Raw genomic sequence first — 26,578 nt, 5'->3', positions numbered from 1 at the left:
AGTGGACGCGAACAATCTTCACAGGAAAGTCTTGTGTGTTTGGGGTAAGCCCTCGGCCTATTAGTATCGGTCAGCTCCACCCGTTACCAGGCTTCCACATCCGACCTATCAACCCAGTCGTCTACTGGGGGCCTTACCAAAAGTGGGAGTCCTCATCTTGAAGCGTGCTTCCCGCTTAGATGCTTTCAGCGGTTATCACTCCCCAACGTAGCCAACCAGCCATGCCCTGGGCAGGACAACTGGCACACCAGAGGTTGGTCCGTCCCGGTCCTCTCGTACTAAGGACAGCCCTTCTCAAGACTCCTACGCGCGCAGCGGATAGGGACCGAACTGTCTCACGACGTTCTGAACCCAGCTCGCGTGCCGCTTTAATGGGCGAACAGCCCAACCCTTGGGACCGACTCCAGCCCCAGGATGCGACGAGCCGACATCGAGGTGCCAAACCATGCCGTCGCTATGGACGCTCGGGCAAGATCAGCCTGTTATCCCCGGGGTACCTTTTATCCGTTGAGTGACGGCGCTTCCACACGCCACCGTCAGATCACTAGTCCCGACTTTCGTCCCTGCTCGACCCGTCGGTCTCACAGTCAAGCTCCCTTGTGCACTTACACTCGACACCTGATTGCCAACCAGGCTGAGGGAACCTTTGGGCGCCTCCGTTACTCTTTGGGAGGCGACCGCCCCAGTCAAACTACCCATCAGGCACTGTCCCTGAACCAGATCATGGTCCGAGGTTAGATAACCAGAACAACCAGAGTGGTATTTCAACAATGACTCCACAATCACTGGCGTGACCGCTTCAACGTCTCCCACCTATCCTACACAAGCTGTACCGATCACCAATACCAAACTATAGTAAAGGTCCCGGGGTCTTTCCGTCCTGCTGCGCGTAACGAGCATCTTTACTCGTAATGCAATTTCACCGAGTTCGTGGTTGAGACAGTGCCCGAGTCGTTACTCCATTCGTGCAGGTCGGAACTTACCCGACAAGGAATTTCGCTACCTTAGGATGGTTATAGTTACCACCGCCGTTTACTGGGGCTTAAGTTCAGTGCTTCACCGAAGTTGACACGTCCCCTTAACCTTCCAGCACCGGGCAGGAGTCAGTCCGTATACCTCGTCTTACGACTTCGCACGGACCTGTGTTTTTGATAAACAGTCGCTTGGGCCTGGTCTCTGCGGCCATCAACGCTCCCCCACGCCAGGCAGGGTCACGCCTCCGGCCCCCCTTATCCCGAAGTTACGGGGGTATTTTGCCGAGTTCCTTAACCACGATTCTCTCGATCGCCTTAGTATTCTCTACTCATCCACCTGTGTCGGTTTCGGGTACGGGCGGCTCATGACATCGCTCACGAAGCTTTTCTCGGCAGCCGAGGATCACCCACACCACCACACCAAGTGTGGCAGTGGCATCAGGTCTCAGACACCGCGGGGCACGGATTTACCTACACCCCGTCCTACACCTTTACCCTGGGACAACCACCGCCCAGGATGGGCTACCTTCCTGCGTCACTCCGTAGCTTGCCTACTACACGTCTGGGTCGCAGAGTCACCCCACCCACACCACCCGAAGGCAGCCATGGGCACGGCTTCCGTGCTCAGCATCGCGCGCCTCGGCAGGGGCGCCATTACACCGGTACGGGAATATCAACCCGTTGTCCATCGACTACGCCTGTCGGCCTCGCCTTAGGTCCCGACTTACCCAGGGCAGATTAGCTTGACCCTGGAACCCTTGGATATTCGGCGGACGGGTTTCTCACCCGTCATTCGCTACTCATGCCTGCATTCTCACTCGCACGCACTCCACACCCGGTCACCCGACTGCTTCACCACACGCACGACGCTCCCCTACCCATCCACAAAAATGTGAATGCCACAGCTTCGGCGGACTACTTAGCCCCGCTGAATTGTCGGCGCAGAATCACTTGACCAGTGAGCTATTACGCACTCTTTCAAGGATGGCTGCTTCCAAGCCAACCTCCTGGTTGTCACCGCAACTCCACATCCTTTTCCACTCAGTAGCCGCTTAGGGGCCTTAGCTGATGATCTGGGCTGTTTCCCTCTCGACAATGAAGCTTATCCCCCACTGTCTCACTGCCACGCTCTCACTTCACCGGCATTCGGAGTTTGGCTGATTTCGGTAAGCTTGTAGGCCCCCTAGACCATCCAGTGCTCTACCTCCGGGAAGAAACACGCGACGCTGCACCTAAATGCATTTCGGGGAGAACCAGCTATCACGTAGTTTGATTGGCCTTTCACCCCTATCCACAGCTCATCCCCCCAGTTTTCAACCTAGGTGGGTTCGGTCCTCCACGACGTCTTACCGACGCTTCAACCTGGCCATGGATAGATCACTACGCTTCGGGTCTAGAGCATGCGACTCAACGCCCTTATCGGACTCGCTTTCGCTACGACTCCCCCACACGGGTTAACCTCGCCACACACCACTAACTCGCAGGCTCATTTTTCAATAGGCACGCCGTCACCCCCCAAAGAAGGCTCCGACGGCTTGTAGGCGACCGGTTTCAGGTACTATTTCACTCCCCTCCCGGGGTACTTTTCACCATTCCCTCACGGTACTGATCCGCTATCGGTCACCAAGGAGTATTCAGGCTTAGCGGGTGGTCCCGCCAGATTCACACGAAATTCCAGGAGTCCCGTGCTACTTGGGAACCCGACAATGGAGTGCGCAGCTTACGTCTACAGGGGTCTTACCTACTCTGCCGGACCTTCCCAGAATCCTTCGACTTCACCACACATTTCTGACTCCACGACCCGTCAACAGCCGGATCAAGTCGAGCCCCACAACCCCACGCATGCAACACCTGTCAGCTATCACACACACGCAGTTTGGCCTCATCCGCGTTCGCTCGCCACTACTAACGGAATCACTATTGTTTTCTCTTCCTATGGGTACTGAGATGTTTCACTTCCCCACGTTCCCTCCCACTACCCTATACATTCAGGTAGAGGCTGCTCCACATGACTGGAGACATTCAAGGTTTCCCTATTCGGACACCCCCGGATCACCGCTCGTTTACCAACTCCCCGGGGCTTATCGCAGGTTACCGCGTCCTTCATCGGCTCTTGGTGCCAAGGCATCCACCGATCGCCCTTAGTAGCTTTCCCAACACAAATATCAAGAAAAATCTACAAAGATGCTCGCGTCCACTATGAAGTTCTCAAAACACAACCACCACCACAACCAACCATCCCTGATCAGCTGCGATCCCGGCACCAGAAACCCGCCACGCTACCCGAAAGCAACCAGCTACCCGAAAGCAACCAGCCGCCCGAAAGCAACCCGTGGCCGAGGTCTCAGGACCCAACAGTGCGCCCCACCCACCAGAAAACCCGGTGACCCCTGCACAATGACAGGAGCAGTCAATGTTCCACCCAGAAAACCCACCGGCACCGCCGGCCACCACCACGGCGACCGATCCGACCGGCAACCACAGCCACCCCCGCACCGCCCCGCACACGGGACGACCGAGCATGCTGCGTTGTCATGGGCTCCTTAGAAAGGAGGTGATCCAGCCGCACCTTCCGGTACGGCTACCTTGTTACGACTTAGTCCTAATTACCAGCCCCACCTTCGACGACTCCCTCCCACACAGGGTTGGGCCGCCGGCTTCGGGTGTTGCCGACTTTCATGACTTGACGGGCGGTGTGTACAAGGCCCGGGAACGTATTCACCGCAGCGTTGCTGATCTGCGATTACTAGCGACTCCGACTTCATGGGGTCGAGTTGCAGACCCCAATCCGAACTGAGACCGGCTTTTTGAGATTCGCTCACCCTCACAGGCTCGCAGCTCTTTGTACCGGCCATTGTAGCATGCGTGAAGCCCTGGACATAAGGGGCATGATGACTTGACGTCATCCCCACCTTCCTCCGAGTTGACCCCGGCAGTCTCCTATGAGTCCCCAACCGAATTGCTGGCAACATAGGACAAGGGTTGCGCTCGTTGCGGGACTTAACCCAACATCTCACGACACGAGCTGACGACAGCCATGCACCACCTGTCAACCGGCCCAAAGGGAAGCCACATCTCTGCGACCATCCGGCAGATGTCAAACCCAGGTAAGGTTCTTCGCGTTGCATCGAATTAATCCGCATGCTCCGCCGCTTGTGCGGGCCCCCGTCAATTCCTTTGAGTTTTAGCCTTGCGGCCGTACTCCCCAGGCGGGGCACTTAATGCGTTAGCTACGGCACGGATCACGTGGAATGTGACCCACACCTAGTGCCCACCGTTTACGGCGTGGACTACCAGGGTATCTAAGCCTGTTTGCTCCCCACGCTTTCGCTTCTCAGCGTCAGGAAAGGTCCAGAGAACCGCCTTCGCCACTGGTGTTCCTCCTGATATCTGCGCATTCCACCGCTCCACCAGGAATTCCATTCTCCCCTACCTTCCTCTAGTCAGCCCGTATCGAAAGCAAGCTCAGGATTAAGGCCCGAGTTTTCACTTTCGACGCGACAAACCGCCTACAAGCTCTTTACGCCCAATAATTCCGGACAACGCTCGCACCCTACGTATCACCGCGGCTGCTGGCACGTAGTTGGCCGGTGCTTCTTCTCCCACTACCGTCACAAAAGCTTCGTCATGAGTGAAAGCGGTTTACAACCCGAAGGCCGTCATCCCGCACGCGGCGTTGCTGCGTCAGGCTTCCGCCCATTGCGCAATATTCCCCACTGCTGCCTCCCGTAGGAGTCTGGGCCGTATCTCAGTCCCAATGTGGCCGGTCACCCTCTCAGGCCGGCTACCCGTCGACGCCTTGGTGAGCCACTACCTCACCAACAAGCTGATAGGCCGCGAGTCCATCCCCCACCGCAAAAACTTTCCACCCCCACCCATGCAGGCAGGAGTCATATCCGGTATTAGCCACCATTTCTGGAAGTTATCCCGAAGTGAGGGGCAGGTCACTCACGTGTTACTCACCCGTTCGCCACTCGTGTACCCCGAAGGGCCTTACCGTTCGACTTGCATGTGTTAAGCACGCCGCCAGCGTTCGTCCTGAGCCAGGATCAAACTCTCCATCGAAAAAATATCGCCACACCCCACCAAAGCAGGGCGAAAAGCGTCACACAGAGAGAGACCCGACATACCAGACATAAACTGGTCCATCAACATCTCAAAGAAATTCCGACCAACCCCCCGAAGAGAGCCAGCCGGGGACAACACAAACAAACATTCGTGATGTCAAACACCACCAAAAGTGATGTCATTTGGCATTGACTAAACAAAGCACACTGTTGAGTTCTCAAACATCGGACACACACCAAACCACCCCGGAACAATCCGGAGCCGCCCGGGGCGACCAGACCAACCCTACCCAGCAATCCTCACGAAGTCAAACCCGACTCCCTCAGACCACCAAGCCCCAACCACCATCCCTGGCCATCAGGATCACCATCCCGATTCCCCGTTCCGGCGACTCGAACCACTTTAGTGATTTCATCATCCGGAGTCAAATCCGGTGATTCCCTCACCGGTATTCCGAATACCCATTCCTGCCAGCCCGAAAAGGGTTGACCGGCGGAATCCGAAATACAAGAGTTGGTTATCCGGAAAGGCCCTCTCGAGCATTCCCTGCGAAAAGCAACTCCCCCACCATAGAGAGGAGGTCCGCCGGAGTCAAATCCGACTGACATCCCCGGCTGCTCCCCGGGCTCCGGCGGCAGACCGCTCGGGCTCAGATGAGCAGACCCCACCCTGACCCAAGGATCAGAGTGGAAGGTGAAGGCCCCGGTGACAAACCCTCTTGCGAGGGCCCGTTCCCAACAGGGCTCGATGAACACTACCCGTCCGGGACGGGATCGTCAAACCGGCGGTGAGTGACATGGGTCACCCACCGCCGGCCGGGAGGATCGTGGCTCAGCCGCGCTCGACCGCCACACCGCCGATGGTCTTCTTACCGCGGCGGGCGACGACGTACGTCCCGTGCAACAGATCGGCAGCGGTGAGCCGAGCCTCGGCGTCAGTCACCTTGACGTTGTTGATGTAGGCACCGCCCTCGTTGATCGCGCGCCGGGCCGCAGACTTCGAGCCGACCACGCCGGCGGTCTCCAGGATGTCGACAACAGTGGGCAGGTCCGCCCCGGTGGGCAGCGGCGTCAAGGAGATATCACTGAGGACGGCCTTCAGGGTCCGGGCATCCAGGTCGGTGAGATCCGAGCGTCCGAACACGGCCTCCGCCGCGGCTCTCGCCTTGCGGGTCTCGTCCGCACCGTGCACCAACGTCGTGACATCGTCGGCGAGGGCGTGCTGCGCGGCCCGCTTCCAGGGCTCCTGGTGGAGACTCTCCTCCAGCTCGGCGATCTCCTCCGGGCTGCGGGCGGTGAACACCTTGACGTAGTCGATGACCTTCTCGTCCTCCGCGTTCAGGAAGAACTGGTGGAACGAGTAGGGGCTGAGCATGTCGGCGTCGAGCCAGATCGCGCCGCCCTCGGACTTGCCGAACTTCGAGCCGTCGGCCTTGGTGATCAGCGGCGTCGACATGGCGTGCACGTGCGCCCCGTCCGAGCGACGGATCAACTCCACCCCGGCGGTGAGGTTGCCCCACTGGTCGTTCCCGCCGGTCTGCAGCGTGATCCCGTACTCGCGGTGCAGGTGCCGGTAGTCCATCGACTGGAGCAGGACGTAGGAGAACTCCGTGTAGGAGATCCCCGAGTCCAGCCGCGACCGGACCACCTCGCGAGCCAGCATCCGGTTGACCGGGAAGTGCTTGCCGATGTCGCGGAGGAACTCGATAACGTTCATCGTCGAGGTCCAGTCGTAGTTGTTCACCACCCTCGCCGCATGCGGGCCGTCGAAGTCCAGGAACCGGCTGACCTGGGCGCGGATCTTCTCGGTCCACTCCCGTACGGTCTCCTCCGGGTTCATCACCCGCTCCCCCACCTGCCGGGGGTCACCGATCATGCCGGTGGCGCCGCCGACGAGGAGGAACGGGTTGTGGCCGGCCTCCTGCAGTCGCTTGGCCAGGATGATCTGGACGAGGTTGCCGATGTGGATCGAGGGCGCGCTCGGATCGAAGCCGACATAGAAGTTGACGGGCCCGGCCTCGAGGTGGTCCCGCAGGGCCTCCTCCTCGGTCGTCTGGGCCACCAGGCCCCGCCACTTCAGCTGATCCAGAACGTTGTTCACAGGGATCACCCTATCGAGCCAGGAACCCCCGGGCCGACGCCATCTCGCTCGCCAGCTCGTCCAGCTGGGTCCGGACGGCCGACTCCGCCGTGCCGCCCCGCGCCGAGCGGGAGCCGATCGCCCCCTCGACGTTCAGCATCTCCAGCACCCCTTCACCGAGCTCCGGCGCGATCTGCGGCAGGTCCTCCGGGGCCAGGTCCGGCAGGTCGATGCCGGCCTGCTCGCAGTACCGTACGGCCGCCCCGGCGATCTCGTGCGCCTGGGCGAAGGGGACACGCTGGCGCACCAGCCAGTCCGCGACGTCGGTCGCCAGGGAGAACCCGCGGGGGGCGAGCTCCTCCGTACGTTCCGGGTGGAAGGTGAGGGTGCCGACCATGCCGGCCATCGCCGGCACCAGCACCCGGAGCTGGTCGAGAGAGTCGAAGATCGGCTCCTTGTCCTCCTGCAGGTCCCGGTCGTAGGCCAGCGGCAGCCCCTTGAGGGTGGCCAGCAGGCCGGCGAGGTTGCCGATCAGCCGGCCGGCCTTGCCGCGGGCCAGTTCGGCGACATCGGGGTTCTTCTTCTGCGGCATGATGCTCGAGCCGGTGGACCAGGCGTCGTCCAGCGTCGCGAAGCCGAACTCCACCGTGCACCAGGTGATCACGTCCTCGCTGAGCCGGGACAGGTCGACGCCGACCTGGGCCAGGACGTACGCGCATTCGGCGACCTGGTCACGCGCCGCGGTGCCGTCGATGGAGTTGGCCACCGAGGAGGAGAAGCCCAGGTCGGCGGCGACCGCCTCCGGGTCCAGGCCGAGCGAGGTGCCGGCCAGGGCGGAGGAGCCGTACGGGCTGACGGCGAGCCGCTTGTCCAGGTCACGCAGCCGGTCGATGTCACGCACCAGCGGCCAGGCGTGGGCCAGCAGCTCGTGGGACAGCAGGATCGGCTGGGCGTGCTGCATGTGCGTACGCCCCGGCATCGCGACCCCGAGGTAGCGGGTGGCCTGGGAACGCAGCGCCTCGATCACGCCGAGCAGTTCCTCGGCGACCACCCGGATCTCGTCGCGCAGGTAGGCGCGGATCAGGGTGGCGATCTGGTCATTGCGGGACCGTCCGGCGCGCAGCCGGCCGCCGAGCTCCGGCCCGAGGATGTCCATCAGGCCGCGCTCGAGGGCGCCGTGGACGTCCTCGTCGGTGGGCGCGGGACCGAACTCGCCGGTGGTCACCCGCCGGTCCAACTCGTCGAGGCCGGCGAGCATGGCGGTGTGTTCGGCATCGGTGAGCAGCCCGGCGCGGTGCAGGGCGTTGGCATGGGCCTTCGACCCGGCGATGTCGTAGTGGGCGAGCCGCCAGTCGAACTGGGTGGACTTGCTCAGTGCGAACATCGCCTCGGCCGGGCCGCCGCTGAACCGGCCGCCCCACAGCATCCCCTCTCCGGCGTGGGCCGGGCCGGCGGACGGGGCGGCGTCACCGGCCACGGCGGCGGCCGCGCCGGACGGTACGGCGCCGGAGGCGGCGCCGGTGGGCTGGGTCATGGGTTTCCTCCCAGGGAGAGCAGGCGGGCGGCGATGTCAGCACCGCCGACGGGGTCACGGGTGATCACGGCGACGGTGTCGTCGCCGGCGATGGTGCCGAGGATCTCCGGCCAGGCCGCACGGTCCAGCACGGAAGCAAGGTACTGCGCCGCCCCGGGCGGCGTCCGTAGCACCACCAGGTTGGCCGAGGCCGCCGCCGAGACCAGCACGTCGGCGCACATCCGGGCCAGATGGTCGTCGACCTCCGCCGGCCGTGGGCGCAGGCCGGGCACCGGCCCCTCGTTGGGGACCCGATAGACCGTCTGGTCCCCCTCCCGGACCCGGACGGCTCCCAGTTCGACCAGGTCGCGGGACAGGGTCGACTGGGTGACCACCAGACCGTCGGCGCCGAGCAGGTCGGCCAGCTGGGTCTGCGAGGAGACCGGACGGGCGGTGAGCAGCTGGCGGATCCGGGACTGGCGTGCCGTCTTGGTCAGCGGCACCCGGGCGGGCTCGTTCATCGGGAGACCTCGGTCATCGGCACGGTCTCGGCTGCGGTGTCAGTGCCGGCCGGCCCGCCCGGCCGGCGCCGCGGACCCTGCCGACGCGGGGTCCGGCGATCCGGCGGTCGACACGGCGCCCGGCAGGCCGGCGGCTGCGGCGAGCAGGTCGAGCACGGCCTTCTGCGCATGGCGGCGGTTCTCCGCCTCGTCCCAGATCACCGACTGCGGCCCGTCGAGCACCTCGGCGGTGATCTCCTTGCCGCGATAGGCCGGCAGACAGTGCAGGACGATCGCGTCCTTGTCGGCCAGCGCCATCAGCTCCCGGTTGATCTGGTAGGGCCGGAACACCGTCTCCCGGCCCTCGCCGGACATCCCCATCGACACCCAGGTGTCGGTGACCATCACGTCGCTGCCCTCCGCCGCGGCGCGGGCATCGGTGGTGACGGTGATGCTGCCGCCGGTGGTGGCGGCGATCCGCTCGGCACGGGCGACGACCTCCGGGTCGGGCAGGTAGCCCTCCGGCCCGGCGAGCCGGACGTGCATCCCCGCCAGCGCCATCCCGAGGGCGTACGAGTTGCCCATGTTGTTCGCCGCGTCGCCGACGTAGCTGAAGGTGAGGCCGCGGGTGTCGCCCTTGTGTTCCCGGATCGTCTGCAGGTCGGCGAGGATCTGGCACGGGTGGTACTGGTCGGTGAGCGCGTTGACGACCGGGACACCGGCGTACGCCGCCATCTCCTCGATCCGTTCCTGGCCGGCCGTGCGCCACACGATCGCGGCGACGTGGCGGCCGATGATCCGGGCGGTGTCGGCGATCGACTCGCCGCGGCCCATCTGGGACGACGCGCCGTCGATGATCATCGGGTGACCGCCGAGCTCGGTGATGCCGACCTCGAAGGAGACCCGGGTGCGGGTGGAGGACTTGTCGAAGATCACCGCGACCGTACGTCCCTCGAAGGGGCGGCTGGCGGTCGGGTCGGCCTTGAGGGCGGCGGCGAGGTCGAGGACACCCGCCTGCTCCTCAGCGGTCAGGTCGTCGTCGGCGAGGAAGTGGCGCAGGGTCATGTCAGCAGCCTTCCAGGAGAGTCGGGAGGACGGCGACAAACGCGTCGATCTCCGCGGGGGTGATGATGAGTGGCGGGGCGATCCGCAGCCGGTTGGCGCGAGGCGCGTTGATCAGGAAGCCGGCCGCCAGGGCGCGGTCGGTCACTGCCGGGGCGATGTCGCGGGCCAGGACGATGCCACGCAGCAGGCCGGCACCGGTCACCTCGACGATGTCGGGATGGCCGAGGGCCAGCACGCCCGCAGCGAGGTGGTCGCCCATCGCCCGCACATGCGCCAGCAGCCCGTCACGCTCGATCACGTCGAGGACGGTCAGGCCGGCGCGCGAGGCGAGCGGGTTGCCGCCGAAGGTCGAGCCGTGCGAGCCGGGGCCGAGCAGGTCGGCGGCCGGGCCGGTGGCGATGCAGGCACCGATCGGGATGCCGGCCCCCAGGCCCTTGGCGAGGGTGACCACGTCGGGGGTGATCCCGGAGGGCAGGTAGGACAGCCACTCGCCGGTGCGGGCGATGCCGGTCTGCACCTCGTCGACCCACAGCAGGGCACTGTGCCGGTCGGTGATCCGGCGGGCGGCGCGGAGGAAGTCGTCGGGGGCGGCGATGATGCCGCTCTCGCCCTGGATGGTCTCCAGCACGACTGCCGCGGTCTCGTCGTCGACGGCCTCGGCCAGCGCGGCCTCGTCGCCGTACGGCACGAAGACGACGCCACCCGGCAGCGGCTCGAACGGCGCGCGGTAGGCGGCCTTCGAGGTCAGGCTGACCGCCCCGAGGGTCCGTCCGTGGAAGGAGCCCTCCATCGCGACAATCTTCGTCCGGCCGGTACGCCGGGTGAGCTTGAAACCGGTGTCGTTGGCCTCCGAGCCGGAGTTGCACAGGAACACCCGGGCCGGCGTGCCGGGGGCGTTCCCGGTGACCATGGTGTCGAGACGCTCAGCCAGCTCGACCTGCCAGGGGCTGGTGAAGAGGTTCGAGATGTGGGCGACGGTGGCGATCTGGTCGCTGACCGCCGCGACGATGTCGGGGTGGGCGTGGCCGAGCGAGTTGACCGCGATCCCGGCCAGCAGGTCGAGGTACTCGCGGCCGTCGGCGTCCCACACCCGGCAGCCCTCCCCCCGGACCAGTACCCGCGCCGGCGCGCCGAAGTTGTGCATGTAGGCGGTGTCGTAGCGGTCCAGCCACTCGGCCTGTCCGGTCGTCGCAGCCGTCCCGGTTGTCACAGCCGTCCCGGTCGTCGTTGTCATCTCAATCGGCTCAGTCATCGATGTTCTCCTTGTCCGCGACGACCATGGTGCCCATGCCGGCGTCGGTGAAGATCTCCAGCAGCAGCGCGTGCGGCACCCGGCCGTCGATCACCGTCGCCCGGTTCAGCCCGCCGCGGACGGCCCGCAGGCAGGCCTCCATCTTCGGGACCATCCCCGAGGCGAGCTCGGGCAGCATCGCCTCGAGTTCGGAGGCGGTGATCTCGGTGATGATCTCCTCACTGTTCGGCCAGTCGCGGTAGAGGCCCTCGACGTCGGTGAGCATCACCAGCTTGTCCGCCTTGAGCGCGACGGCCAGGGCCGAGGCGGCGGTGTCGGCGTTGACATTGAGCACCTGGCCGTTGTCGTCCGGCGCGACCGTGGCGACCACCGGGATGCGCCCCGCGTCGATCAGGTCCTGGATCGCCCGCGGCCGGACGTGCACCACGTCGCCGACCAGGCCGAGGTCGACCGGCTCGCCGTCGACGCTGGCGGTGCGCCGTTCGGCCCGGAACAGCCCGGCGTCCTCACCGGAGGAGCCGACCGCCAGCGGGCCGTGCTGGTTGACCAGCCCGATCAGCTCGCGGCCGACCTGGCCCATCAGCACCATCCGGACGACCTCCATCGTCTCCGGTGTCGTCACCCGGAACCCGCCGCGGAACTCCGAGGGGATCTCCAGTCGCTTGAGCATCGCCGAGATCTGCGGACCGCCACCGTGCACCACGACGGGGCGTACGCCGCAGCGGCGCAGGAAGACGATGTCCTCGGCGAAGGCCCGCTGGAGGTCCTCGTTGATCATCGCGTTGCCGCCGTACTTGATCACGATGGTCCGGCCGGTGTAGCGGTCGATCCACGGCAGCGCCTCGATCAGGATGGACGCCTTGTCGGTCAGGGTCAGGGCGTCGATCGCCTCGCTCATGAGGAGTACTCCGCGTTCTCCTTGACGTAGTCGTACGTCAGGTCGTTGGTCCAGACGGTGGCCTCGACGTCCCCGGCATGCAGGTCCACCAGCACATCCACCGCCCGCGGGTGCAGATCCACCAGCTCGCGCGGTTCGCCGATGGCACCGCCGCGGCAGACCATCACGCCGTTGAACGCCACGTCGACCTGGTCGGGCTGGTACGCCGCCGAGGTCGTGCCCAGCGCGGAGAGCACCCGGCCCCAGTTGGGGTCGTTGCCGAAGATCGCGCACTTGAAGAGGTTGGAGCCGGTGATCGAACGGGCCACCTGGACGGCGTCGGGCTCGGAGGCGGCGTGGACCACCCGGACGGCGATGTCGTGGCTGGCGCCCTCGGCGTCGCCGATCAGCTGCTGGCCCAGGTCGTGACAGACCTCGGTGAGCGCCTGCTGGAACGCGTCGGGATCGGGGGTGAGGCCGGACGCGCCGGAGGCGAGCGCCACCACGGTGTCGTTGGTGGACATGCAGCCGTCGGAGTCGAGCCGGTCGAAGGTCAGCCGGGTCGCCTCCCGCAGCGCCGGCTGCAGTTGCTCGGCCGGGACGACGGCGTCGGTAGTGATCACCACCAGCATGGTGGCCAGCCCGGGCGCCAGCATGCCGGCGCCCTTGGCCATCCCGCCGACGGTCCAGCCGTCGACCGCACGGACGGCCTGCTTGGGCCGGGTGTCAGTGGTCATGATCGCCTCCGCGGCGGCCAGGCCGCCGTCGGCGGTGAGTCCCGCCGCGGCGGTCCCGATCCCGGTGAGCAGCGGGTCCATCGGCAACCGGACCCCGATCAGGCCGGTCGAGCACACCACCACGTCGCCGGCGGAGATCCCGAGCTCCTCACCCACCTTCTCGGCGGTGCGGTGCGCGTCGGCGAAGCCCTCGGCGCCGGTGCAGGCGTTGGCGCCGCCGGAGTTGAGGACGACGGCGTCGATCCGCCCGTCGGTGACGGCCTGCCGCGACCAGATGACCGGGGCGGCGCAGATCCGGTTGGAGGTGAAGACGCCGGCGGCGTCGAAGCGGGGACCGGTGTTGCGGACCAGGGCGAGATCCTTGCGGCCGGAAACCTTGATCCCGGCGGCGATGCCGGTGGCGGTGAATCCTCGGGCGGCGGTGACACTCACGGGGCGACTCCGATCAGCGGGAGGCCGGTGGTCTCGGGCAGACCGCAGGCCAGGTTCATGGACTGGATGGCACCACCGGCGGTGCCCTTGGTGAGGTTGTCGATCGCCGACACGGCGACGAGCCGACCGGCGGCCTCGTCGACAGTGACGTTGACGTGGACCACATTGGACCCGACGATCGACGCGGTGGCGGGCCAGGTGTTCTTCGGCAGGACATGGACGAACGGCTCGTCGGCGTAGGCAGCGACGTACGCCTCGTATGCCTCGTCGGCGCTGACGCCCCGGATCGGCGCGGTGACCGTGGAGAGGATGCCGCGGGGCATCGGCACCAGCAGCGGGGTGAAGGACAGGCTGGGATGGGTCGCCCCGAGGCGCGCCATGTTCTGCAGGATCTCCGGGGTGTGGCGATGCACGCCGCCGACGCCGTACGCGCTGGTGGAGCCCATCACCTCCGAGCCGAGCAGATGCGGCTTGGGCGACTTGCCGGCCCCCGAGGTGCCCGAGGCCGACACCACGACGACGTCGTGGCCGTCGACCAGGCCGGCGGTCAGCGCCGGCAGCAGCGCCAGGGTGGCGCCGGTCGGATAGCAGCCGGGCACCGCGATCCGCTTGGTGGCGGCGAGCACCTCGCGCTGGCCGGGCAGCTCCGGCAGGCCGTACGGCCAGGTGCCGGCGTGCGGGCTGCCGTAGAACGTCTCCCAGGCCAGCGGGTCCTCGAGCCGGAAGTCGGCGCCGCAGTCGACCACCACGGTGCCGGGGTCGAGCCGGGCGGCCACCGCACCGGAGCTGCCGTGCGGCAGCGCGAGGAAGACGACGTCATGTCCGCGCAGCGCCTCGACAGTGGTGTCCTCGATCCGCCGGTCGGCGAGCGGGGTGAGGTGACGCTGGTGCTCCCCCAGCGTCGAGCCGGCCGACGAACCGGCCGTGAGGGTCCCGATCTCGACGTCGGGGTGGCCGAGCAGCAGGCGGAGGACCTCTCCGCCGGCGTACCCGGTGCACCCGGCGACAGCTACACGCAATGACATGCGCATAACTATGCCACAGTCCGAATGAATATGCAGGAGTCGGACCATTTTCCGAGCGGCCTGTCGATGCCCGCACCGGACCACCCAACGCCCGCACCGGACCACCCAACGCCCGCACCGGGCTACACGACGCCCTCGCCGGACGATGTCTGGCCGGTCCCTCACCGGCGTACTCGACCGCTTTCCCTCAGTACCGCGCAGCGTCGGCACGGCGACGGGCGACGTACGCCAACCAGCCCATCACCATCGCCAGGAAGGCGTTGAGCACCAGATAGACCACACCGAACACCGGAGACCGGCTGGTGACGTTGATCACCAGCGGGCCGATGGCGATCAGGGCCGCCGCGACGTACGCCCCGGTGACGCTGCGCGCCAGGAAGTACGCCACGACGCCGACCGCGGCACCCCAGAAGACCAGGGCCGCCCACAGGCTGAAGGAGAAGCTCCCGACGGCCAGCAGCAGGGCGTAGAGCCCGTAGACCAGCCAGGCGATCCTGATCGCGAGAGTCATCGGCCGAGCCTGGTCCTGAGGGTCATGACCGCAGCACCGCCCCCAGCTCGGTGGCGACGGCGGCCACGGCGGCGTCCCGGGCGGCGATCGCCTCCTTGTCCTTCAGGGTGCGATCCGCGGCGCGGAACCGCAGGGCGTACGCCAGCGACTTCTTGCCGGCCGGGATCTGCTCGCCCTCGTAGATGTCGAACAGCCGCACCGATTCGAGCAACTCCCCGGCACCGCGCACCAGGGCGGCCTCGACCGCCGCCGCGGGGACGGTGCTGTCGACGACCAGCGCGACGTCCTCCTTGGCCACCGGGTGGGTGGAGATCTCGGCGACCGAGCCACCGGTGGGGGCCAGGTCGATCAGCAGGTCGAGGTCCAGCTCGGCGGCGCAGGTGCGGGCCGGCAGGCCGAAAGCCTCACAGACCGCCGGGTGCAGCTCGCCGGCGTGCCCGACGACCCGTCCGTCCACCGACAGCTCGGCACAGCGACCCGGATGCCACGGGGCGAGAGCGGCGGCCGACCTGGCCAGCGTGAGCCCCAGCGCCGCGGCCGCGGTCTCGGCGAAGTGCACCGCGTGCACCCAGGTGACCGGCTCGGCAGGTCCGGCCCAGCCGGCCCGCCGCCAGTCACCGGCCAGGACACAGCCGAGGTGCCGCGGCTGGTCGGGCAGGGCGGCCCGCAGCTGCGCGATCTCCGCATCGCTGGGCCGATGGTCGACCGGGAGCCGGGGAGCAGCAGGACGCTCGGCGCCGCGGAACACCTCGCCCTGTTCGTACAGGGCCAGGTCGTCGAGGCCGCGGGAGGTGTTCCGCGCCACCGCACCGAACAGCCCGGGCAGCAGTGTGGACCGCATTGCCGGCTGGACGTCGGACAGCGGGTTGGCGAGCCGGACCAGGTCGCGGCGCGGATCACCGGCGGGCACGCCCAGCTTGTCCAGATCGACGTCGGCGACGAACGGGAAGCTCAGCACCTCGGTGTAGCCGGCCGCGGGCAGCACCACGTCGAGGGCGCGCCGGGCCCGCTGGGACGGTGTGAAGCCACGTCCGGACGGGGCCGGTGGCAGTGCCCCTTCGATGGTGTCCAGGCCGACCTTGCGGCCGACCTCCTCGACGTAGTCGTACGGGTCGACCAGATCCGGGCGCCAGGTCGGCGGGGTGAGGGTGAGCCGGTTGCCGTCCCGCTCGACGCCGGTGCCACCGCCGGTCAGGTAGCTGATCGTCGCCTCCTCGGACACGTCGGTGCCGAGGATCCGGGCCGGCAGGTCGAGGTCGACGGTCTGCACCGGCATCGCGGGCACGGCACCGACGATCGTCTCGGCGGGGTCCAGGGTGGCGCCGCCGTACTCGACCAGCAGGGCCGCGGCGCGGTGGGCGGCGGCGTACGCCGCGTTCGGGTCGACCCCCCGCTCGTTGCGGCGGGCGGCCTCGGAGGCGAGGCCGTGGCGGCGCGAGGTCCGGGCCATCGACAGCATGTCGAAGTTCGCCGATTCGAGGATGATCTCGTCGGTGGTGTCGCGCAGTTCGGTGTGTTCCCCGCCCATCACGCCGGCCAGGCCGATCGGCCCGGAGTCGTCGGTGATCAGCAGGTCACCCGGGTCGAGGGCCCGGACGACGCCGTCGAGGGTGGTCATCGTCTCCCCGGCCCGCGCCCGGCGCACCACGATGCCGCCGCGCAGCGTGGCGGCGTCGTACGCGTGCAGCGGTTGGCCGGTCTCGAGCATCACGTAGTTGGTGACGTCGACGCCGAGCGAGATGGGTCGCATGCCGGACAGGGTGAGCCGACGCTGCATCCACCGCGGGCTCGGGGCGGCCGGGTCGAAGCCGGTGAGGCGCAGCGCGACGAAGACCGGGCAGCCGTCGGGATCGGCCACGGTGACCGGGAAGCCTGCATCGCTCGGGGCGGGGACATCGCGGTCGATGACGTCGGTGAACGCCGAGCCGGTCGCCTCAGCGGACTCCCGGGCCAGGCCACGGATGGACAGGCAGTAGCCCATGTCGGGGGTGACGGCGATGTCGAGGACGTCCTCGCGCAGGTGCAGCAGCGGCTTGGCGTCCTGGCCGGGGACCAACGGATCGCCCTCGTCGTCGGTCGAGCCGAGCACGATGATCCCGTGGCCGCCGTCGTCGCCGAGACCGAGCTCGGCGGAGGAGCAGATCATCCCGTCGGAGAGGTGCCCGTACGTCTTGCGGGCGGAGATCGCGAAGTCACCGGGCAGCACCGCGCCGGGCAGCGCCACCACGACCAGATCACCGGCGACGAAGTTGTGCGCACCGCAGATGATGCCGCGGTTGCCGGTCTGCGGGTCGTTGTGCTCCCCGACGTCGACGTGGCACCAGTTGATCAGTTTGCCGTTCTTCTGCGGGTTCTTCTCCAGGTCCAGCACCCGGCCGACGACCACCGGGCCGGTGACGTCGGCACCGGCTTCTTCGATCTGCTCGACCTCGTGGCCGTACGTGACGAGTTCCTCGGCGAGCTCGCGGGCCTCGAGGGCCTCGGGCAGCGCGACGTACTCGCGCAGCCAGGACAGCGGGGCCTTCATCGGGCACCTCCCAGGAGAGAACGGCTGAAGCGGGCGTCGCCCTCGATCATGTCGCGCATGTCGGTGGCGTCGTTGCGGAACATCAGGGTCCGCTCGATGCCCATGCCGAAGGCGAAGCCGGAGTACACCTCCGGGTCGACCCCGGCGGCACGCAGCACCCGCGGGTTGACGACGCCGCAGCCGCCCCATTCGATCCAGCCCTCGGAGTTGCAGGTCCGGCAGGGACGGTCGGGGTTGCCGACGGACTCACCGTGGCAGACGAAACACTCCAGGTCGACCTCGGCGCTCGGCTCGGTGAACGGGAAGTAGTTCGGGCGCATCCGGGTCTTCACCTCGCCGAACATCGCCCGGGCGAAGTGCTCCAGGGTGCCGCGCAGGTGGGCGAAGGTGATGCCCTTGTCGACGCACAGGCCCTCGACCTGGTGGAAGACGGGCACGTGGGTCGCGTCCAGTTCGTCGGCCCGGTAGACCTTGCCCGGGCAGATCACGTAGATGGGGGGTTCGCGGTCGAGCATCGTCCGCACCTGCACCGGCGAGGTGTGGGTGCGCAGCAGGGTGTTGTTCTCCACCGGGGCCAGGTAGAGGGTGTCCTGCATCTGCCGGGCGGGATGGTCGGGGTGCAGGTTGAGGGCATCGAAGTTGACCCATTCGGCCTCCGCCTCGGGCCCCTCGGCGATCTCCCAGCCCATCGCCACGAAGACTTCGGCGACCCGGTCCATCAGGCCGGTGATCGGGTGCACGGCGCCGGTCGGCGCCAGCTCCACCGGGAGGGTGACGTCCACCCGTTCCTCGGTGAGGACGCGCTCCAGTTCGGCGGCGCGGACGATCTCCTCGCGGGCCTTGAGCGCCTTGTTGACCTCACCGCGGGCCTTGCCGATCCGCTGACCGGCCTCCTTGCGGGCCTGCGGCGGGAGGGCACCGATCTCGCGGTTGGCCAGGGCGAGCGGCGAACGGTCTCCGGTGTGGGCGATGCGCGCCGCCTTGAGATCGGCGACGGACACCGCCCCGGCGAACGCCGCCTTGGCCTCGGCAACCATCTGCTCGAGCGCCTCCGACTGCAGCGGCGTGGTCTCCACCGGGTCATAGTTCGTGTTCGGCCCTGACATGGGCTCCCCTCGCGTTCCGTACGGCCCCGGCACCCTGCCGACGCCCCGGCCAAGTCTAGAAGGCGGCGGCACAGGCGGCGAACCAGTGGGATCGGGGCGACCACGAAGGCGATCCGATCAGTGGACGCCGGCGGGACGGAACTGCACCGAGATGCGCGGGCCTACCGGCTGGCGGGTCTTCGGGATGCAGTGGTCCCAGGTGCGCTGGCAGCTGCCGCCCATCACCAGCAGGTCGCCGTGGCCGGCCGGAACGGCCCGGGACGGGCCACCGCCGTGCGGGCGCAGCAACAGCGGCCGGGGATCACCCAGCGCCAGGATCGCCACCATGGTGTCCTCGGTGGCGGAGCGCCCGGTCCGATCGCCGTGCCAGGCGACCGAGTCCCGTCCGTCCCGATAGAGACACAGCCCCACGGTGACGAAGTCCTCACCCAGTTCGCGGCGGTAGTGGGCACTGAGCGCCTGCCGGCAGACCGCCAGTGCCGGATGCGGGAGCTCATCCTCCGCGGCGTAGTACCGGGTGAGCCGCGGCACGTCCACCAGAGCGTCGTACATCCGGCGGCGTTCGGCGCGCCAGTCGACGTCGGTCAGCAGCGCCTCGAACAGCGATTCCGCCCCGGCCAGCCACCCCAGGCGCAGGTCGACCCAGGCTCCCTCCCCCAGCGACAGCCGACGGGAGCCCTGGCCCAGCGGGCCAGGAGTGGGCTCCTGGACGGAATCGAGCAACGTCGGCTGCAACACACTGCCAGTATATTCGTTCACCTGTTCGATGGAAAGGGGGGCGCGTCCACCACGGGCCGGCAGCCCGGGGTTTGTCTGCGCACCCGCCCGCCAGTACCGTCGAGGTGACCGTCCCACAGGAGGCGACATGGGTCAGGACGACCAGCCGACACAGGCCTTCGGCGAGCCTTATCGCTCCGCCGGCGCGCCCGCCGGCGACGACTCGGCACGACCCGTCGGTGGCGAGCAGCAGACGCATGTCTTCGGCGGCTCGGACCAGGCCACCCGCGCCTACGGTCCGGGCCCGACAGGCCAGGGCGTGCCAGGCCAGGTCGGGGCAGGCCAGGTCGGACCGGACCCGACCCGCGCCTATTCCGCTGCGGACGAGGCGGACACCGGCCGGCTTCCCAGTTACCACGAGGGCGTCGATGACCAGCCGTACCGGGAGGTGCGGCACAGCTTCTACGACGCGGACTACGTGGCCCGGCAACAGGCCCAGGCGTACGGCCCCCAGTCGTACGGCCCCCAGGCGTACGGCCCCCAGGCGTACGACTCCCAGCCCTACGGCCAACAGCCGTACTCCCCTCAGCCGGGGCAGCAGCCACCGGCACAGCCGCCGGAGACCCCACCCGCTCCCCGGAACGGGCGGCCGGGCCGAGGCCGAGCACGGCTGATGCTGGCCCTGGGCATCGTCATCGGGCTGGTGGTGATGGGCTTCGCTGCGGCCGTCCGGGACGCGACCCGTACGCCGGAACCGGGACCCACGGTGACAGCCACGGTCACCGCGACCACCACCACGACGGTGACCCGCACCCCGGTGATCAACGTGCCCACCCAGATCCCCACCCGGCTGCCGAGCGTCTCCGCGCCGATCCAGCTGCCGAGCAGTTTCCCGAGCTTCCGGCTGCCACAGATCCCCGGACTCAACGGCAACAACACCGACAACAACAACGGCTGACCGACGCACCGGCCGCCCGGTCCCGGGCCGGCACCGCAGAGACCTGCACCGCAGGGCACCGGGCTCAGGGTCCGGCGATTCGGGCACCCGCCGTCAGTCCCCGGCGCGCTGCGCCGACGCGGTGCTCCACAGGCAGACCGCCGCGGCGGTGGCGAGGTTGAGGCTCTCGGCCCGACCCCAGATCGGCACGCCCACCACGGTGTCGGCGAGCGCCGCATCCTCGGCGGGCAGGCCCCAGGCCTCGTTGCCCATCACCCAGGCGGTCGGGCGGGCGAGCCGGCCGTCAGCGGCATAGTCCTGCAGGTCAGCTCCCCCGCCATCGGCAGCGAGCACCTGCAGCCCGGCCTCCCGCAACCGTCCGGTGACCTCGCCGAGGCCGACGCCGGCGACGATCGGCAGGTGGAAGACCGATCCGACGCTGGCCCGGACGACCTTCGGGTTGGTCCAGTCGACCGAGCCCTTGGTGCAGACGACGGCCTCGGCACCGAACGCGTCGGCGACCCGGACCACGGCACCGAGATTGCCGGGATCGCGGATCTGCGCGCAGACCAGCACCAACCTGGGCGCCGCCGCCAGCACGTCGTCGAGGGTCGCGACGGGCGTGGTCACCTGGGCGACGATCCCCTGCGGGGTGACGGTGTCGCTCAGTGCAGCGACCAGGCGCGACCCCACCTCGTACACCGCCACGTCGTGCTCCCGGGCGAGGGTGAGCAGGTCGGCATGTCGGTCGGCCAGGTCGTGGTCGACCCAGACGGCGACCACCTCCCCGTACGCCACCGCCTCCCGCACCGCCTGGCGGCCTTCCGCGAGGAACTGGCCGTCCTCCTCGCGGTGCTTACGGGTGGTGAGACGACGGACCGACCGGACCCGGGCCCCGGAGGGCTCCTGCGGTCCGGCCGGTCGGTGCTCTGCCGGCGTCATCGGACGGCCGGGATGATCGCGGCCGGGGACATCAGGCGGCGACGGTCTCCGCGGTCGGCTCGGCGGCCGGCTGGTTGTCCTTGGCGACCTGGACCAGCTTGGCGAACGCCGGGGCGTCGCTGACGGCCAGCTCGGCGAGCATCTTGCGGTCCACCTCGATGCCAGCGTTCTTCAGGCCGGAGATGAAGCGGTTGTAGGTCATGCCCTCGGCGCGGGCGGCGGCGTTGATGCGCTGGATCCACAGCTTGCGGAAGTCGCCCTTCTTGGCGCGACGGTCGCGGAAGCTGTAGACGCCGGAGTGGAGCAGCTGCTCCTTCGCCTTGCGGTAGGAGCGCGAGCGCTGACCGCGGTAGCCGGACGCCCGGTCCAGGACCTCACGACGCTTCTTGTGGGCGTTCACCGAACGCTTGACGCGTGCCATGGTGGTATCTCCTTCAGTTCACAGAGTCAGGGTGGGGGAAGCTCACTTGCCGAGCAGCTTCTTGGCCTTCGCGGCGTCGCCCGTCGGCAGCACCGAGTCGCCGGTCAGCCGGCGGGTGCGCTTGGTGGGCTTGTGCTCGTTGAGGTGCATCTTCCCGGCCCGGCGGTGCATGACCTTGCCGGAACCCGTCAGCTTGAACCGCTTCTTGGCACCGGAGTGCGTCTTCATCTTCGGCATCGTTTGTGCTCCGTTTCTATCGCCCTGCGGCGATCACAGGTCGATATCGGGGTCCATGTTGTCGGCCGGACCCTTCTTCTTCTTTTTCTGGACCTCGTCGGCCCGCGCACGTGAGGCGGCCTGCTCCTCACGCTCGAGTTCTACGTCGGCCGCGCGCTCGGCGGCCTTCCGTTCCTTGTCCTTCTCGTGCTCGACGCGCGCCTGCGTCTTCTTGCGCGTCGGGGCCAGGATCATCAGCATGTTCCGTCCCTCCTGCTTGGGAGGGAACTCGATGGTGCCGAACTCCTCGACGTCGCCGGCCAGCCGGCGGAGCAGGTTGAACCCCAGCTCCGGTCGGCTCTGCTCACGACCCCGGAACATGATGGTGATCTTGACCTTGTCGCCACCCTTGAGAAAGCGGACCACGTGACCCTTCTTGGTCTCGTAGTCGTGGTCGTCGATCTTCGGCCGAAGCTTCATCTCCTTGACGAGGGCGTTCGACTGATTGCGACGGTTCTCGCGCTCCTTCTGAGCGTTCTCGTACTTGAACTTGCCGTAGTCCATGAGCTTGACCACGGGCGGCTTGGCCTGAGGGGCCACCTCGACGAGATCGAGCTCCGATTCGCGGGCCAATCGCATGGCATCTTCGATGCGTACGATGCCCACCTGTTCTCCGTTCGGGCCGACAAGTCGGACCTCAGGGACACGGATGCGCTCATTGATGCGCGGTTCAGTGCTGATGCTTCCTCCAAATTCGCGGTACTCGCAGGGTTTCGACCCGGGGATACGACGAAGGCCCCGCCATCGCGAGGCCCTGAAGGAACGCATGATACCGCGGGGCCTGCACCCGGAACGGTGGGTGATGGCTCCGCATCCATACGACCTACCCGACGACTGGTGCCCGGCCCGGAGGCCGGGGGCATCGTACGGGTGGGAGATCAGGTCCCCGCTTGTGGATCCGGCAGGCAGCCGGATCGGTCGGCGTCCAGTGTAGCGAAGGGGGCGAGGATTCCCTAATCGCGGTGCTCACCGCCCGACCGGTCCTGGCCCAGTTCCCCCTCGCCCGGCTCACCCTCATCACGGGTGGCCAGCCAGCCGAAGCCCTCCTCCAGCCGGACCAGCCGACGGCCACGGCCGAGGTTGGTGAGCAGTGGCTCCTCGAGCGCCATCGGGACCGGGCCCTGCAGGTCGATCAACAACGTGCCGGCGCCCGACATCACCGCGGCCTCGGCCACCCGGTCCAGGGTGGCGGGGATCGGGCGCGCGGCCGGGTTCCAGGCGGCCAGCGAGTCCACCCCGGTGAACGCCAGCATCGCCTTGGCGCCGTCCGCCTGCTGCAGCAGGACCGCGGACATCTCGGCGTGCCGATCAGGGTCGGGGCCCTCCGGCCGGAGGTTCTCCCCGCTGGAGACGATCGGGACGAGCAGCCGCGACAGGCACAGGTCGACGACCGCCTGCAGGTAGGCGTCCCGGTCACCGGTACCGGCGGCGGCCATCACGTCGCGCAGTCCCTCGGGTGCCGAGCCGTCGTCCTCGGCGAACTCGTGGTTCGTGTCGCCGAGCAGGTGGTCGTGGTGTGCGGTCATGGTGCCCCAGCGTAGAGGATCGGCGTCGTGAGGATCCGGCGCCGAGGTCGTTCCGTCCCGGGTCGTCCGTCCCGAGGTCATCCGGGATCCGTGCCGGCGAGGATCCTGTCGGTCGGCCCGCACCGGCGGACCATCGCTATTAGCCTGGACGGGTGACAGACGACCGCAGACCGCGCCGGCCCGGGTTCCTCCCCCCGGCCGCCCTGGAGGCTCTCGGTGGGCGGACCGATCCCATCGAGGCCCTGCATGCCGCACACGAGTCCGCCGCGGTGCTGTTGCATGCGGGGCGGGCGACGGACGACCCCGCGGTGACCGAACGGTTGGTGGCCCTGGTCGACCAGATCGGGTTGGACACCCTCGCCGATCTGTGGGCCCGACGCCCGGCACGTACGCTGCCCGGCGCCCTGTGGCGGCTGTACGTGCTGCACACCTGGGTGCTCACCGATCCGTACGGTGCGGCCCGGGAGTACGCGGCCGGCATCCGATTCACCGAGCCGAACCACGTGGTCGCCGGGGCCGGCGACCCGACCGGACCCGACGAGGTGCGCCGGGTGACCGACGAGATCCTGCGCGGGGTCTTTGACGGCGACTTCGCCATCGCCCTGGAGCGTGCCGCGGCCTTCTGCCATGTCGTGGCCGCGGGGCGCGCCGATGTGTCGTCGGGTGCGGAGGCCGCGATCCAGGCGGCCCGGATGCAGACGATGGCGGAGGATCTGGCCGCCTGCGCCCGGCTGTGGCGGTCTGACGACCTGCACTGATCCTGCAGCCCCGGACACCCCGACGCCCGACTGATCCGACCCGCCCGCTCCTCCGCGGGTCGGGTGGACCGACACTCGGGCAGGCCGGTGGCTGGGGTGGGCGTACGCCTACCGGGGTAGGCCGGACCGGTGTGGCCGGCCCCGGGATGGTGCCCGGTTTGGGATCCTCCACCGGTCCGACTTATCCTCGGACACGCGTCGGGCCGCGGTAGCCCCGGGCCTCAACTCCTGCCGCTGCGAGCGGCCACCCGCCGAGAGGCGCTCCCGGTCCGACGCACCACTCTCTTCCCGTTCGGAGGTTCAGCCCCGGGTCACCGGCACCTTGCGGCCACCGGGGGCCGGCGCCTCACCCACCGGCACCCGGACCTCCAGGACACCGTCGGTGTAGCTGGCGGTGACATCCGCCTCCGTGGCCCCCTCCGGCAGCGTGACGGTCCGGTTGAACGAGCCGTAGCGGAACTCCGACCGGTAGGAGTCCTTCTCCTTGCGTTCCGAACGCTCCTCGCGATGGGCACGGATGTGCAGCTTCCCGCCCTCCACCGAGATGGTGACGTCCTTGTCGGGGTCCAGCCCCGGGGCCTCGGCACGGATCACCAAGGTCTTGTCATCCACGTACTCCTCGACCCGCAGCAGCGACTCCTCCTCCGTCTCGAAGAACCGATCGACCAGATCCTGCAGATCGGGCCAGGCCGGCCGAGGACGTCGTACGAGTGCCATGATCAAGCTCCTTCCAGCGCCATCGCGGTGCAGCGCTTTTCGTCCGGGGCCTTCCTCATGGGCCCCGATTCCAGCCTCGGTCCGCCCCGGTCGACGGTCAAGCGGTTCCGGGAACGGATCGAGGTGACCCTGGGATCACCCGGAGCTGCGACCGCAGCCCCCGCCGCGCGTCGTGGTGCGGTCACCCCCCACGGGTAGGCTGAGAGCATGAACCCCACCGACGTCCTGCTCGTCGCCACGCTGGCCCTGGTCCTGATCGGGCTGGTCTACGCGCTCATCAGCTGGAGAGCCGGCTACGGCGCCGGGCGCGTCCTGGAAGGCGTGGGGCTGATCGCCCTCAGCGCCGGACTCTTCCTGTCCGGGCTGATGAAACTGGCCTACGACCTCATCACCGCGCTGATCGGCTGGGGGACGTCACTGGTGTGGACAGCTCTGGTGGCGACCGGGGTCGGGGCGCTCGCCCTGGCGGTGGTGCTCTGGCTCGTGGCGGGTTCGCTGAACCGTCGGGGCGTCGGGGTGCGGACCAAGGAGGACATCCGGGCCCGGCGTGAGGAGCGGAAGGCGGCCCGGGCAGCAAAGACCGCGAAGGCCGGCCAGAGCCCCGCCCCGGCGCGCCCGGCGACCGGCACCGGCGCGGGTGCCGGTGGGACCCAGCCGACCCTCACCCGCTCCACCGCCGCGACGACGGGCACCAGGCCGGCCGCGGCCGCGAAGGGTTCCGGCGCCGCCGGGAATGGTGACGAGTTCGCCGAGATCGAAGACATCCTGCGCAAGCGCGGGATCAACTGATGGAGGACAGGCCCTTGATGGTTCCACGACTGGTGGCGTTCGACGTCGACGGGACGCTGCTCTCGTCTGATCGCGAGATCCTCGACAGCACCCGTGAGTCGATCGACCGGGTCCGGTCGGCCGGCGCGACGGTGATGATCGCCTCCGGCCGCCCGGTGGCGGGCCTGCGGTTCCAGGTCGACCGGCTCGGGCTGCCGACCGACGGCCTGATCCTGGCCGGCTGCAACGGCGCGGTGATCGAGGACGCGGCGACCGGCCGGGTGCTTGCCTCCTGGCCGGTGCCGGCCCACGTGTCGGCCCGGATGTACCGGGGTCTGCGCGGCCTGCCGGTGTCGACCATCGTGCCCGTCGGCCCGGACGTCTACATCGAGGACCCGGAGGGGTTCATGGTGCATATCGAGGCGATGGCGAACGGCACCCGCGAGGTCGTCGTGGAGGATCTGACCACGGCCGCGCCGACCCCGCCGAAGATCCTCGTCTCCGCGCCGTACGAGGTGCTGGTCGACCACCGCGACGCGATCGACGCCCTCGGTGGCAGTGACATCGAGACCTGTTTCTCGTCCACCTACTACTACGAGGTGAACGCGGCCGGGGTGAGCAAGGGTGCCGCGCTGGCCGCGTTCTGCGCCGCCGAGGGGATCCCGCTGGACCGGACCGTCGCCTTTGGGGACAACGAGAACGACATCACCATGATCCGCACCGCCGGGGTGGGCGTCGCGATGGGCAACGCGATCGACGCGCTCAAGGAGGTCGCCGACGTGGTGACGGCCAGCAACGACGACCATGGCATCGCGCAGGTGCTGATGGGGATGACCGTCCCGGCCTGAGT

The 26,578-nt window shown here is 68.0% G+C and carries 22 protein-coding genes and 2 rRNA genes; 4 read left to right on the top strand and 20 right to left on the bottom strand.

Going from position 1 to position 26,578, the window contains the following annotated elements:
* Positions 1-40 precede the first annotated feature (40 nt).
* From R0145_RS06940 to R0145_RS06875, 14 genes are all read right to left on the bottom strand, one after another.
* Positions 41-3,129 (bottom strand): 23S ribosomal RNA (locus tag R0145_RS06940).
* Positions 3,130-3,521: 392 nt separating this feature from the next.
* Positions 3,522-5,039: ribosomal RNA gene (locus R0145_RS06935) — 16S ribosomal RNA — on the bottom strand.
* The 16S and 23S rRNA genes sit together here, the layout of an rRNA operon.
* Positions 5,040-5,873: 834 nt before the next feature.
* Positions 5,874-7,142, bottom strand: coding sequence for a tyrosine--tRNA ligase (gene tyrS / locus R0145_RS06930; RefSeq protein WP_317839629.1), 1,269 nt, complete (start codon positions 7,140-7,142; stop codon positions 5,874-5,876).
* 10 nt (positions 7,143-7,152) lie between these two features.
* Positions 7,153-8,547 (bottom strand): argininosuccinate lyase, encoded by a 1,395-nt coding sequence (argH, locus tag R0145_RS06925; RefSeq protein WP_317840173.1) that lies wholly within the window; start codon positions 8,545-8,547, stop codon positions 7,153-7,155.
* Positions 8,548-8,651: 104 nt separating this feature from the next.
* Positions 8,652-9,155 carry an arginine repressor gene (locus R0145_RS06920; protein ID WP_317839628.1) on the bottom strand — a complete coding sequence of 168 codons (504 nt, stop codon included), beginning with the start codon at positions 9,153-9,155 and terminating at the stop codon, positions 8,652-8,654.
* A gap of 39 nt (positions 9,156-9,194) precedes the next feature.
* On the bottom strand, positions 9,195-10,199 hold the full coding sequence (gene argF, locus R0145_RS06915) for an ornithine carbamoyltransferase (RefSeq protein WP_317839627.1): 1,005 nt from the start codon (positions 10,197-10,199) through the stop codon (positions 9,195-9,197).
* Between the two features lies 1 nt (position 10,200).
* On the bottom strand, positions 10,201-11,451 hold the full coding sequence (locus R0145_RS06910) for an acetylornithine transaminase (protein WP_317839626.1): 1,251 nt from the start codon (positions 11,449-11,451) through the stop codon (positions 10,201-10,203).
* Positions 11,444-12,349: an acetylglutamate kinase gene (gene argB / locus R0145_RS06905; RefSeq protein ID WP_317839625.1), complete on the bottom strand. Its 906-nt coding sequence runs from the start codon at positions 12,347-12,349 to the stop codon at positions 11,444-11,446. The genes R0145_RS06910 and argB overlap by 8 nt, the downstream gene beginning before the upstream one ends.
* A complete protein-coding gene (argJ, locus tag R0145_RS06900) occupies positions 12,346-13,497 on the bottom strand; it encodes a bifunctional glutamate N-acetyltransferase/amino-acid acetyltransferase ArgJ (RefSeq protein WP_317839624.1) in 1,152 nt (383 codons plus the stop codon). The genes argB and argJ overlap by 4 nt, the downstream gene beginning before the upstream one ends.
* Complete coding sequence (gene argC / locus R0145_RS06895; protein WP_317839623.1) at positions 13,494-14,522, bottom strand: N-acetyl-gamma-glutamyl-phosphate reductase; 1,029 nt, start codon at positions 14,520-14,522, stop codon at positions 13,494-13,496. Before argC ends, argJ begins: the two co-directional genes overlap by 4 nt.
* 187 nt (positions 14,523-14,709) lie before the next feature.
* Entirely contained in the window at positions 14,710-15,033 is a 324-nt protein-coding gene (locus R0145_RS06890; protein ID WP_317839622.1) for a hypothetical protein, read from the bottom strand.
* A gap of 22 nt (positions 15,034-15,055) precedes the next feature.
* Positions 15,056-17,560: a phenylalanine--tRNA ligase subunit beta gene (pheT, locus tag R0145_RS06885; protein ID WP_317839621.1), complete on the bottom strand. Its 2,505-nt coding sequence runs from the start codon at positions 17,558-17,560 to the stop codon at positions 15,056-15,058.
* The gene (gene pheS / locus R0145_RS06880; protein WP_317839620.1) at positions 17,557-18,666 is read right to left on the bottom strand and encodes a phenylalanine--tRNA ligase subunit alpha; all 1,110 of its coding nucleotides are present in this window, start codon (positions 18,664-18,666) and stop codon (positions 17,557-17,559) included. The genes pheT and pheS overlap by 4 nt, the downstream gene beginning before the upstream one ends.
* Before the next feature lie 117 nt (positions 18,667-18,783).
* Positions 18,784-19,404 (bottom strand): alpha-ketoglutarate-dependent dioxygenase AlkB, encoded by a 621-nt coding sequence (locus R0145_RS06875; protein WP_411742080.1) that lies wholly within the window; start codon positions 19,402-19,404, stop codon positions 18,784-18,786.
* A gap of 127 nt (positions 19,405-19,531) precedes the next feature.
* Here R0145_RS06875 and R0145_RS06870 point away from each other — a divergent pair, with 127 nt between their 5' ends.
* On the top strand, positions 19,532-20,341 hold the full coding sequence (locus R0145_RS06870) for a hypothetical protein (RefSeq protein WP_317839619.1): 810 nt from the start codon (positions 19,532-19,534) through the stop codon (positions 20,339-20,341).
* A gap of 93 nt (positions 20,342-20,434) precedes the next feature.
* Here R0145_RS06870 and R0145_RS06865 read toward each other — a convergent pair whose 3' ends face one another.
* The 5 genes from R0145_RS06865 to R0145_RS06845 form a co-directional block, all read right to left on the bottom strand.
* On the bottom strand, positions 20,435-21,262 hold the full coding sequence (locus R0145_RS06865; protein WP_317839618.1) for an RNA methyltransferase: 828 nt from the start codon (positions 21,260-21,262) through the stop codon (positions 20,435-20,437).
* A gap of 31 nt (positions 21,263-21,293) precedes the next feature.
* On the bottom strand, positions 21,294-21,683 hold the full coding sequence (gene rplT, locus R0145_RS06860; RefSeq protein WP_317839617.1) for a 50S ribosomal protein L20: 390 nt from the start codon (positions 21,681-21,683) through the stop codon (positions 21,294-21,296).
* Positions 21,684-21,725: 42 nt separating this feature from the next.
* On the bottom strand, positions 21,726-21,920 hold the full coding sequence (rpmI, locus tag R0145_RS06855; protein ID WP_317839616.1) for a 50S ribosomal protein L35: 195 nt from the start codon (positions 21,918-21,920) through the stop codon (positions 21,726-21,728).
* Positions 21,921-21,953: 33 nt separating this feature from the next.
* Positions 21,954-22,610, bottom strand: a complete 657-nt coding sequence (gene infC, locus R0145_RS06850) for a translation initiation factor IF-3 (RefSeq protein WP_411742099.1) — start codon at positions 22,608-22,610, stop codon at positions 21,954-21,956.
* Positions 22,611-22,912: 302 nt separating this feature from the next.
* On the bottom strand, positions 22,913-23,485 hold the full coding sequence (locus tag R0145_RS06845; RefSeq protein ID WP_317839615.1) for an SseB family protein: 573 nt from the start codon (positions 23,483-23,485) through the stop codon (positions 22,913-22,915).
* Between the two features lie 152 nt (positions 23,486-23,637).
* On the opposite strand from R0145_RS06845, the gene R0145_RS06840 reads away from it, so the two are divergent.
* Positions 23,638-24,243, top strand: coding sequence for a hypothetical protein (locus R0145_RS06840; RefSeq protein WP_317839614.1), 606 nt, complete (start codon positions 23,638-23,640; stop codon positions 24,241-24,243).
* Positions 24,244-24,543: 300 nt separating this feature from the next.
* Here the strand turns inward: R0145_RS06840 and R0145_RS06835 are convergent, their stop codons facing one another.
* The gene (locus R0145_RS06835) at positions 24,544-24,960 is read right to left on the bottom strand and encodes an Hsp20/alpha crystallin family protein (protein ID WP_317839613.1); all 417 of its coding nucleotides are present in this window, start codon (positions 24,958-24,960) and stop codon (positions 24,544-24,546) included.
* Between the two features lie 207 nt (positions 24,961-25,167).
* Between R0145_RS06835 and R0145_RS06830 the strand changes: the two genes are divergently transcribed.
* Together R0145_RS06830 and R0145_RS06825 are read left to right on the top strand one after the other, a co-directional pair.
* Positions 25,168-25,749, top strand: a complete 582-nt coding sequence (locus R0145_RS06830) for a hypothetical protein (protein WP_317839612.1) — start codon at positions 25,168-25,170, stop codon at positions 25,747-25,749.
* Between the two features lie 17 nt (positions 25,750-25,766).
* Positions 25,767-26,576, top strand: a complete 810-nt coding sequence (locus tag R0145_RS06825) for a Cof-type HAD-IIB family hydrolase (protein WP_317840170.1) — start codon at positions 25,767-25,769, stop codon at positions 26,574-26,576.
* The last annotated feature ends 2 nt before the right edge of the window (positions 26,577-26,578 follow it).

Source organism: Raineyella sp. W15-4 (genome assembly GCF_033170155.1).
GTDB lineage: Bacteria > Actinomycetota > Actinomycetes > Propionibacteriales > Propionibacteriaceae > Raineyella.
Note: the sequence above shows the minus strand (reverse complement) of the source record. Positions and strands in the feature narration are given on the sequence as shown.

Bases quoted from the DNA above. Each gene is read 5' to 3' on its own strand.
- R0145_RS06845 (WP_317839615.1), bottom strand. From the start codon at position 23,485: ATGACCGCACACCACGACCACCTGCTCGGCGACACGAACCACGAGTTC.
- R0145_RS06835 (WP_317839613.1), bottom strand. From the start codon at position 24,960: ATGGCACTCGTACGACGTCCTCGGCCGGCCTGGCCCGATCTGCAGGAT.
- argH (WP_317840173.1), bottom strand. From the start codon at position 8,547: ATGCTGTGGGGCGGCCGGTTCAGCGGCGGCCCGGCCGAGGCGATGTTC.
- R0145_RS06825 (WP_317840170.1), top strand. From the start codon at position 25,767: ATGGTTCCACGACTGGTGGCGTTCGACGTCGACGGGACGCTGCTCTCG.
- R0145_RS06830 (WP_317839612.1), top strand. From the start codon at position 25,168: ATGAACCCCACCGACGTCCTGCTCGTCGCCACGCTGGCCCTGGTCCTG.
- argC (WP_317839623.1), bottom strand. From the start codon at position 14,522: ATGTCATTGCGTGTAGCTGTCGCCGGGTGCACCGGGTACGCCGGCGGA.
- R0145_RS06865 (WP_317839618.1), bottom strand. From the start codon at position 21,262: ATGACGCCGGCAGAGCACCGACCGGCCGGACCGCAGGAGCCCTCCGGG.
- pheS (WP_317839620.1), bottom strand. From the start codon at position 18,666: ATGTCAGGGCCGAACACGAACTATGACCCGGTGGAGACCACGCCGCTG.
- R0145_RS06870 (WP_317839619.1), top strand. From the start codon at position 19,532: ATGGGTCAGGACGACCAGCCGACACAGGCCTTCGGCGAGCCTTATCGC.
- pheT (WP_317839621.1), bottom strand. From the start codon at position 17,560: ATGAAGGCCCCGCTGTCCTGGCTGCGCGAGTACGTCGCGCTGCCCGAG.
- R0145_RS06920 (WP_317839628.1), bottom strand. From the start codon at position 9,155: ATGAACGAGCCCGCCCGGGTGCCGCTGACCAAGACGGCACGCCAGTCC.
- rpmI (WP_317839616.1), bottom strand. From the start codon at position 21,920: ATGCCGAAGATGAAGACGCACTCCGGTGCCAAGAAGCGGTTCAAGCTG.
- rplT (WP_317839617.1), bottom strand. From the start codon at position 21,683: ATGGCACGCGTCAAGCGTTCGGTGAACGCCCACAAGAAGCGTCGTGAG.
- R0145_RS06910 (WP_317839626.1), bottom strand. From the start codon at position 11,451: ATGACTGAGCCGATTGAGATGACAACGACGACCGGGACGGCTGTGACA.
- R0145_RS06890 (WP_317839622.1), bottom strand. From the start codon at position 15,033: ATGACTCTCGCGATCAGGATCGCCTGGCTGGTCTACGGGCTCTACGCC.
- argF (WP_317839627.1), bottom strand. From the start codon at position 10,199: ATGACCCTGCGCCACTTCCTCGCCGACGACGACCTGACCGCTGAGGAG.
- argB (WP_317839625.1), bottom strand. From the start codon at position 12,349: ATGAGCGAGGCGATCGACGCCCTGACCCTGACCGACAAGGCGTCCATC.